At 34.4% G+C, this 10,027-nt stretch carries 7 protein-coding genes and 1 pseudogene; all 8 read right to left on the bottom strand.

All coding sequences use genetic code 11. The annotated features are described in order from the left end of the window. On the bottom strand, nt 1-2,199 hold a 2,199-nt coding region (locus tag BLT22_RS08585; RefSeq protein WP_091762496.1), incomplete at its 3' end, for a sigma-54-dependent transcriptional regulator. A 659-nt stretch (nt 2,200-2,858) separates the two neighbouring features. After that, entirely contained in the window at nt 2,859-4,268 is a 1,410-nt protein-coding gene (locus BLT22_RS08580; protein WP_091762494.1) for a cryptochrome/photolyase family protein, read from the bottom strand. A 95-nt stretch (nt 4,269-4,363) separates the two neighbouring features. After that, nucleotides 4,364-4,828: a glutathione peroxidase gene (locus tag BLT22_RS08575; RefSeq protein ID WP_091762492.1), complete on the bottom strand. Its 465-nt coding sequence runs from the start codon at nt 4,826-4,828 to the stop codon at nt 4,364-4,366. Between the two features lie 29 nt (nt 4,829-4,857). Then, the gene (locus BLT22_RS08570) at nt 4,858-5,739 is read right to left on the bottom strand and encodes a VOC family protein (protein ID WP_091762490.1); all 882 of its coding nucleotides are present in this window, start codon (nt 5,737-5,739) and stop codon (nt 4,858-4,860) included. A gap of 39 nt (nt 5,740-5,778) precedes the next feature. Continuing rightward, nucleotides 5,779-6,288: a glycosyl-4,4'-diaponeurosporenoate acyltransferase CrtO family protein gene (locus tag BLT22_RS08565; protein ID WP_087057722.1), complete on the bottom strand. Its 510-nt coding sequence runs from the start codon at nt 6,286-6,288 to the stop codon at nt 5,779-5,781. 14 nt (nt 6,289-6,302) lie between these two features. Further along, complete coding sequence (locus BLT22_RS08560) at nt 6,303-7,433, bottom strand: glycosyltransferase family 2 protein (protein WP_091762488.1); 1,131 nt, start codon at nt 7,431-7,433, stop codon at nt 6,303-6,305. Nucleotides 7,434-7,508: 75 nt separating this feature from the next. Continuing rightward, nucleotides 7,509-9,019, bottom strand: a pseudogene (locus BLT22_RS08555) (phytoene desaturase family protein). 44 nt (nt 9,020-9,063) lie between these two features. Then, nucleotides 9,064-9,918 carry a phytoene/squalene synthase family protein gene (locus tag BLT22_RS08550; RefSeq protein WP_236048898.1) on the bottom strand — a complete coding sequence of 285 codons (855 nt, stop codon included), beginning with the start codon at nt 9,916-9,918 and terminating at the stop codon, nt 9,064-9,066. Nucleotides 9,919-10,027: the final 109 nt, after the last annotated feature.

Raw genomic sequence — 10,027 nt, 5'->3', positions numbered from 1 at the left:
CGCAGTTCCTTCTCCACTTGCACAAACCGCTAAAATAACTTGTTTCTTACTCTTATTTATCGATAGATCATATGATTTAGATTTCACTGTATCAACATACCCTCTAAATTTTTTAAGTGAATCATAAAGTGTGTTCAGATCTGTATCAACGAGAGAAGCTTTTCTGACTGCTTCAAGAACGACTGCTGTTGATACCATATCAATCGTTCTTACCGCAATCCCTGTCTCTTCCCTTAGTTTCTCACCGAAAGTAGAAAGTGAGCCCATATCAACCAGCAGCAAGACACCGTTTCCTTCGTCTACTTCTATAACTGCTTGCTTAATACGTTCATAGGCAGTTTGAGGCGGCATATCCAAGGGCATATCAATAGAATTGATTTTCTCAATATCCAGAAGTTCTTCTACCACGCTAGTCATACTGCTTGCTGTAGATTGTCCGTGGGTTGCTACAATAACCCCTACTTTACCTTGAGCTTGTTCATCTTTCAAAGAGACAAGTAATACGGTAAGATAATAAACTTCATTTTCTGGGATCTTTACATTCATTTCCTCAGAGATTATGGTTTTTATCTCTTTAGCTACCTCGTATTCTTCCGGAAAATCTATTGCCATTTCTTTAATGTTGTGATTGATATTACGTTCTTCCCCTAAAAAAATCTTTTTCAAGAATGAACTAATATGCAAACTCATTGCATAAATAAAATTCTGTTGAAATTCCGCGCCCAATCTTCTTTTTACTAAATCATATAATGTCCTAGTTAATTGAATAACTTCAGTATTAACAAATTCTGCTAATTTTGATTCAGTATTAAAAGAAAAGCCGTGATTTCTATAATAAGACTTTAGATGAACATTGATATCAGTTGATATATAATGATTGATTGATTCCTGATCCAGCCCCTCAGCCTTTAAAAGTGCAGCTTTATCTCCGATTATGTCATACAAATTATAAGGCAATTCGTAAGCATCGGTAGTCATTTTAGCAAACGATTCATTTGGTGAAACCGTAATTTCAGGCTCAAGATATTTAGATAATTCGGTATGTCTTTTTCTATCAGAAGAAAGCTGAATCAAACCCGATTTGATGCCATCTGGTAAATCATTAACCGTTAAATTTACCTCTTCTTTCTGCATTTGATGCATAAATCCTCTAGCACATACCAATTGAATGTTTGATTTGAGTTGACCTACATTACCATAGTTCACACTTGTGATCAGCGCTTTAACAACGTCTTCTGTCAAACTAATTCTTCTTTGTATCCTATTTGCTTCGATTCCTGCCATTAGTTTCACTAAATCAATTTGTTCATTAGCAGGCCTTTGCTTGAAAGAAGGCAGATGAATATTAATGGGAATTCTTCTCATAAAAGTATCTAATAAGGCCGATCCTGGATCTTCAGTCGTAGCCCCAACAATCCTAACAGCTGCTTGTTTTGCTTTGCCCGTTTCTCCCATCCGGTTATAGGTTCCATGGTCCATAAAATAAAAAATCATTTCTTGTCCTTCAGGAGGTAATCGGTGAATCTCATCTAAAAAAAGCATACTGCCATCAGCTTGCTGGATTAGCCCTGACTTATCAGTCATGGCTCCTGTAAAAGCACCTTTTGAGTATCCAAATAAATGGCTCATCAGCAACTGAGGATTATGGGCATAATCTGCACAATTAAATACAATTAATTCTTTCGAAGCATCAATCATTCCATTTGATTGCGCAAACTTAAACATCGCATGTGCAAAAAAAGATTTACCAGATCCAGTTGGTCCAGTAATTAGTGTATTCAATCCTTTAGGAGGGTACAGTACCGCTGCTTTAGCTTGTTCAACAGCATTTTTCATACTCCCCTTCGCTCCAATAGTGGTCTGAAAGATATCTTCATCTGTAGAAAAACCGAAACTATGAGTACTTTGGTCTATTTTGCTATCTTGAGTTCGAGTCTCTTTATAACTAGATACATACTTTGAAAAAGGTTTATGTTGCATTAATTTAATATCAATATATTTAACCGGTCTACCTTCAACTTTATAAAGTTTTCCTTCTCGAACTAATAAGTTCAAATCTTTGGAGACATTACTTCTTTGAATATCCAATGCTTCAGAAATTTCTTTCGTCGTAATTCCTTGTTTCAACTCTAGTTCTTTTTTTGAATAGTATTTAGTATTTGAAATCACATAATCATAAATACGCTCTATTCTTTTCATTTCTTATTCTCCTTTCAAGACAATGGCTCTTGAAACTTCAACGTTAGTATACACTAGATAATACACAAATAAAACACACTAGAATGAAACAGTCTAAATTATTAAAGACTGTTCAATTTTAGTGTGTTAAAAGTTCAAATCACTATGTCTATCAACTTCATTTATTTCTTAACTATGTCTAAGTAATTAGAGTGCAGCGAGAAGGAAGGGCCACACCTTCACTTCTCAGCTATCACCCGGTAAGGGATACCCATTATGAATACACAAGTTTACAAAACAAGTACCTTGTGCAAATGATTCATCAAAAGAGTTCTTTATGAATATGTCCGTTATACTACTAAGTAAAGATTAGCATACAGTAAAACACTTGTTTGAACTCTGAGTAATATTAATGAAAGGAGGAGAAGAAGGAGAGAATGCACTAAAAATAGGATGTTTCTTCTCCGTTTCATTACACTTAAAACTATATAATAATATTGTGAAATAGTCAACAATTTATTTAAATTTATTATCCTTTTCCTTTCGCCATTACTAGTATTCTTTTATTTAAAAGGTTTTTCAAACAAAAAGAAACTCTTATTCTTTATTGTATAAAAGAGAATCTTCACATAGTTCGAATTCGAGTTAATTTTTAAATTATGGTTCGCGCATTATTTCATTTACTTCACTATATCTTTACTTTCTTCAAAAATTGATATGGCCCGTTTTCTAGCATCAGAATGATTGACCATAGGATGAGGATAATTGTCCCCTATAATGACATTTGCTTTCACTTGCTCTTCTCTGCTCATTTTTTCTGGAGCATGGATATACTTCGATTTAACAGCTTTCAGCTCAGTTACATATTTTCGAATGAATTCACCTGAAGGATCATATTTCTCTGATTGAGTAGTTGGATTAAATATTCTAAAATATGGCACAGCATCTGTTCCTGTTGAAGCTGCCCATTGCCATCCTCCGATGTTACTTGAGGCATCATAATCAATTAGCATTTTCTGGAAATATTCTTCCCCCCAACGCCAATCAATCAGTAAGTCTTTTGTTAAAAACGATGCCACAATCATCCGCAGACGATTATGCATCCAACCTGTTTGATTCATCTGTCTCATAGCTGCATCTACAATTGGATAGCCCGTTTGACCGTGTTTCCATTTCTCAAATTGCTCTACATTATTATCCCATTGAATATTTGAGAATTGTTTTTTGATCGGCTGAGTTTTCTGGTCTGGATTTCCAGCATAAACCATATGATAAAAATCCCGCCAGCACAATTCTTTTAAAAAGGTTATCTGACTCTCGGAACTAACTTCTTTTTGGACGGCACTCCAAACTGTTCGAATGCTAATCTCCCCTGTTCTTAAATACTGAGATAGTCGACTGGTATTATTTTTGAACGGATAATCTCTAGCTTTATTATATTTATCCATTTTTTCTTTGATAAACAACTCTAGCTGCTTATTCGCTTGTTCAGTACCTGGTAAATAGTTCATCGTCAAACTTGAGTCATTTACCATTTTTTTTAATTTTTCTTCGTTCTCTTTGAACAAAGCTTTTTTAAGTACCTTTTCAGGATCAATTGTTACCTTAATCGGCGCAGGTTTTTCTAGCTGAATCCATTTATTATAATATGGAGTAAACACTTTATACAGTTCCCCAGAGTTATTTTTTATTTCGTACGCTCCATGTAAGTAATGATCCATATATGCATGAACAGCTATCTCGTGATCTCTGAAAAAATCCGTCATTTTGTCGTCTCTTAGTTTTCCAAAACCTCTCTCATCTTTATTAAAATAGACTTCCGTCCAGTCAGGAACCTTTTTTTTCAAGTCTGAAAAGCTCTTTTTAATATCTCCGTATAATATTTGCAAATGCATCCCTCGTCTATCAATTTCTTTCTTGAAATAAGCTAGACTGGCAAAGAATGCATCATGATTTATGCTATTTTTCAAAAACTGTTCCGGATTAATATGAAAAACTAGTATGAGTTGTTCTGATTCTTCAACTGCTTTTGCCAGAGCAATATTATCTTCTAATCTTAAATCTCTTCTATACCACATTACAGAAACCATTACTACTTCCTTTCTCTTAAGGTTCATACAAATACAGCTCACTAAGCAGCTTATATCTCCTGCTCAGTAAGCTGTATTTATTTAAGCAACTTAATTTATATTAACTTTTCAATATCTTTTGCTATTTTTTTAGGATTAGTGGTTGGGGCATAACGATCAACGACTTCTCCGTTAGCATCAATTAAAAATTTTGTATAGTTCCATTTTATCATTTTATTACCTGTCTGTTCTTTCAAGTATTGAAATAAAGGGTGGGTATCATCACCGTTAACTTTGATCTTATCAAACAATGGAAAAGAAACATCATAATTCATTTGGCAAAACTCAGCGATTTCTTCTCCTTCCAAAGGTTCTTGATTCATAAACTGACTGCATGGAAATCCTAAAACTACAAATCCTTTTTCTTTATAGTCCTGGTATAAATTTTCAAGATCTTTTAATTGAGATGCTAAGCCGCATTGACTGGCAGTATTTACAATCAGTAAAGGTTGACCCATATAGTTAGACATAGCCACTTCGTTTCCAGATATATCTGTTACCGTATATTCATTAATTGTCATATCAATTCTCCTCTAAAATTTATGGTTAATTACATAGTCATATCTGTAAAATCATTTCTAATTTCAACTTTTATACCGTTAGGGTCCATAACAGCAAGAGCATTCTCTGATGTTTCTATAATATTTATTTCAAATGACTCTAGTCTCTTTCTAATTTTCCACCATTCTTCTTTAGAAGAAACAACTAATGAAAAAGTTTCTAGTCCTAAATCTGTTTCACTTGGTTTAGGTAAGTTTTTACCTACCCAGATGTTTGCTCCGATATGGTGGTGATATCCATTTGCTGCAAAAAACCTTGCTTGCTGACCAAATTCATCTTTCAAATCCATTCCTAGAATCTTTTCATAAAAGGTTTGTGTCTCATCTAAATCTGCAACAGACAAATGGACATGTCCAATCTTAGTTTTTTCTGGAAATAAGGAGGGTGCTGACTGATCTCTAGCAGCTAAGACGCCATCCGCATCCATTTCAATGGTGATACCAGCTATACGGCCACTTGGTCTAATATCCCATTCTGCTTTTGGTTTATCACTATAAATTTCAATTCCATTTCCTTCCGGATCATGTAGGTAAATTGCTTCGCTGTAACCATGATCTGAAGCTCCGTCTAACGGTATCCGCTGACTCAATAAATAATACAAGACATTTCCTAAATCTTTTCTCTCAGGGAGCAGAAACGCTGTATGAAATAAACCGGTCACTTTTCTACGTGGAGATGGGTTTGAGACTTTTTTTAAGATCAATAGCGGACAATTTGATCTAGGACTACCCATCGTTATTTTTTGTTCTGTCTCGATTAATCGCTTTAACCCTAAAAGCTCATAGTAATCAGCAAGTTTATTTAAATTATCGACTTTTAACGTAACCGTTTTGATAGCGGCAGATTGATCAATTCTAAAAAATTGGTCCATATTTTTTCTCCTACTTAATTTTTTTGTAATTTACTCTTACTAACTTAATCGGTTATCTATTCTCTTGATTTTAAGTCGCTGGATTCTTTCTAATCTTGGTCGATTGTACCTTTGGATCATTATGAAGGGGACATTACTGCACAGAGCATAAATTATATTTATCCAAGCCGCCCACAAAGGATTCCACAAGAAAAATGCCGGAGCTAATAGCATAATTAACCAATGAGTGAGTTCAGCTCGTTTAGTTTCCATAATGAACTCTTCCATATCTTTTTTCTTGGTGGAAGGTAATTGCTTCTTCCTATAGCCTAAATTGAAGAGAGAAGCACCGTCTGGTACCTTATCTTTCCAACTTTTCACCAAAAAAGCCGAATCATAGAGTTGGCCATTTTTTTCCCATTTGTGCGCTTTAAATAACACTTGGAATACTACATTTTTAATGAAGAGATCTTTAGGTAAAAAAAGTAACGATATAGATATGGATAAGTGAATAATAAACCATATACCTATATTTAAAAATAATAGAAACACTGTCTGAGAAAGTGTCATAATTAACTCCTTTCTTAAACATCTATCTTACGATCACGCCAAAATACAGAGTGTAAGATATGTACCTGGAAGAATGACCAGAAATAGACCAGAATAAAGGCTAACAAAAAAATCGGATAAATTAAAAATAACCATTCAGAGAATTTTCCAACCTTTCTTGCTAGCCACAAAAACTGACCTGCATAAAAAGCATATAGAAAAATAAAAATGGGCAACCAGTATGTGCTATATAGAAATAGACTGCATACTATCAAACTTGGTAGTAGTAATCCACCCGTTATCCAGATTCCGACTGCGGACATGACTAAAGGATGTGTATTGCTGGAGCCACTCGCAATACTTTTTGACCATCCAAGTAACCATTGCTTTATTCCGTCTGGATACATACGGAAAGAAAGCGTCCCTTTCCCACCATAATTATACACAGGAAGAGAATGAGATTGAAAAAGCTTAGTCAACATAAAATTATCTAAATGTGATCCAAGTATTTCTTCATGCCCTCCCGTTTGCTTATACTCCTTTGCAGAAGACATGAGAAATGGTCCAAAAGCTCCACCCGTTTCGAGTCTTTTTTTCAAGGGAGTAAAACAATTCAATCCGGCAATCACTATCATATTCATTGGAGCAGATAATTTTTCATAAAATTTAACCGGACGATGATAAGGCTGGATCGTAAATAATCCTGAATACTTAAGCTTCTCGAATTCAGCAATAATATTTTTTAATGCATCTTTATGATCAAAGGAAGTGTCCGCATCTATAAAAACCAGTAACTCGCCTGTTGCCTCTATTGAACCTCTGTAGCAGGCTGCTGTTTTACCAACTAACTCTTTTTCTACTTTGTTTTGTCCTTTAATTTTAATTTCTACATCATATTTAGATACTACCTCAACCGTTCGGTCTGTCGAGTCATCATCTACTACGATAATTTGCTTAGGCTGCAACGATTGTTTTTTTAATGTATCAAGTAGATTTATAATATTTCTTTCTTCATTTCTCACAGGTATGATAATAGAAATAGCTGGTATTTTATCTGGATTATTGAATGTTTGACTAGAGATATAAGGAATCTTCCATAAGATAAAAAAGCCACTAATCAGAGAAAATATGATCATCAGTAGCCCAAACCATAACAACATGAACATATTTACCTCCCCTTAGTGACTTTCTTTTATTTTAAATAAGTAAACACACTATTCAAAAACTGATAAAGCATTTGGTTACGTTTGTTTATAATCTTTTTTTACAATCATATCTCTAACTTGTTGTCCACTCAAGGTAACCATTGGCATTCCTCCACCTGGATTAACAGATCCTCCAACGAAATATAAATTATCATAGTGTTCACTATGTTTAGGATGTTTAAAGCCGTTATTCAACTTTTTATTAACAACTACCCCATATATGGCACCTCGATTTGAGTAGTAGGTTTGCTGGATGTCTTCTGGCAACCACATATCTTCAAATACAATATGCTGCCGCAAGTCCGTCAAACCCATTTTTTCTAATTTCACTAATACTCTTTCCCTTAAAGCTGCATAATCCTCGTCCGTAAATGGCTCATCTTGAATGTAGGGAATGTGAGGCAAAATCTTAATATTTTCATGACCTGCTGGTGCTTGTGTAGCATCTGTCTTATTGACATTTACTAAATAAATCGTAGGATCCTCAGGTAATTCATGACGATGGAAGACTGTCTCATAATTTTTTTCAGAATCTTCTGAGAAAAATTATGATGAGCTAATTGAGGATACAAACGATCCACTCCGAGATGCAAGACCATACCTGAAGCAGCAGGTTCATATTTCCGTTCTAAACGTTCGATCAATTTCTTATCTTCATTAAGTAAATATTTATAAGTTGGAATGACTTCCATGTTAGAAACAAAATAATCTGCTTCTACATGAGTCCCGTCTATCAATTCAGCTGACTGGATCTTATTTTTTTGATCGATATGCAACTGAACGACTTCTTTTCCATTATGAAGAGATACACCTATTTCATTTGCTAAGGTCCGTAATCCTTCACCTAGTTTATGCATCCCTCCCGGAATATACCATAACCCCTGATCATGCTGCATATACGCCAGCATATTCATAATCGCTGGGGCATCTTCTGCTGAGGAACCCACATATTTAATATAATATTTCAACATTTCCTGCATATGCGGATTACTAATTTGTTTTTCAATTGCGCTGGACATAGTAGAAAAAATATCAAAATCTTTTAGAGCAGATATCGGACCATGAAATTTTAATATATCCTTTAGTGTATCTAATCCTTTATTAAAATACCCTTTTTCTGTGACATCGTATAAAGACTTAGAATAATCTAAAAACTTTCGATATTCTCTTAAATCTTGCTCCCTTAAATAAGGATTGTTTTTTTTCATATCTGCCAGTTTTTCATGCAAGTCAATTGTTGTCCCATCTATAAAAAAAGACCGCCATTGCAGTTCAAGTTTCTCAATAGGCACATAATCTTCCATGAGCTTACCACTGACTAAAAATAATCTTTCAAAAATAAATGGCATGGTTAAAATCGAAGGACCAAGATCAAAACCATATCCATCATGCTCTAGACGATTTAATTTCCCACCGATATGTTCATTTTTTTCATATAAATCTACTTTGTATCCACTTTGCGCCAAGGCTATAGCTGCTGATATGCCTCCCAGACCGCCACCAATTACTACAATGGTCTTTTGCTTGCTTGGTTGACTATCTTTCATAATACGTTCTCCTTTTTAGTCACTTATAGACAATTTCTTAGAAATCAGATATTTCTTAGCCATCTATTGGCATCTCGGTACAAACAAAGTTTTCTGATGAAAGAGGTTTTGTTTCTTACTGTAAAACAATTATATTGATTTTTACGAACAGTATTTATAATTTCTTCGTATATATTAGCTGAAAGCAGAACTGGAAAACGACTATCCTCATCGAATTTCCAAAGGTTGTGTTTAACCATTTTATACAATTCTTCAGATCGAGAAGCGAGGGTTTCCCATAATAGAATAAAAGATTTATTAATGGTTTGATTTTCTAGATCTTGTTGATTATAACCCACTTTTTCCATTAACTTTTCAGGTAAATAGATACGATTGATATCGCGATAATCTTCCCCTACATCTCTTAAAATATTTGTGATTTGCATGGCTACCCCAAGGGAAACAGCTGTTTCAGTCAATTCTTGATGGTTTTCCGTAGCTATAATAGGTAACAACATTAGTCCCACTGATCCTGCTACAAAATAACTGTATGTTTCTAAATCACTTAATGTCTTTGGCTGCGTGAAATGGTAATCCATTGTCTGTCCTTTTAGTTGATCGTAAAAAGGGTCAAGTGACATATCATATCGATTAAACACGTCACGCAATGCTCTCCAGACCGGTTTATCTAAGTTCTTCCCTGTCCCAAACAGATCAAGTTGATTTTTTAATTGATCCAGGGCTTGTTTCTGTTCTTGCTGAGAAGTTGCTTGGTCAATACTATCGTCAGCTTGTCTACAAAAAGCATAGATAGCATATACCGCCTGTGCTTTCTCTTTTGGTAATTTAGAAAAAGCAAAATAAAAACTTTTGGAATGTGTTTTTATGATTTCTTCACAAAATTCATAATCTAATTCCAAGTTTATGTGCTTACTTTTTTCTTTTTCGATTTCACTTCCTCCTCGAAATTAATCAGAAAATGATCCCCTCAATAGTTTTTATAGGCGGATTAAATCTATTTTATATAAT

Origin of the sequence: Marinilactibacillus psychrotolerans, from assembly GCF_900101525.1 — a bacterium.
GTDB classification, from domain to species: domain Bacteria; phylum Bacillota; class Bacilli; order Lactobacillales; family Carnobacteriaceae_A; genus Marinilactibacillus; species Marinilactibacillus psychrotolerans.
Note: the sequence above shows the minus strand (reverse complement) of the source record. Positions and strands in the feature narration are given on the sequence as shown.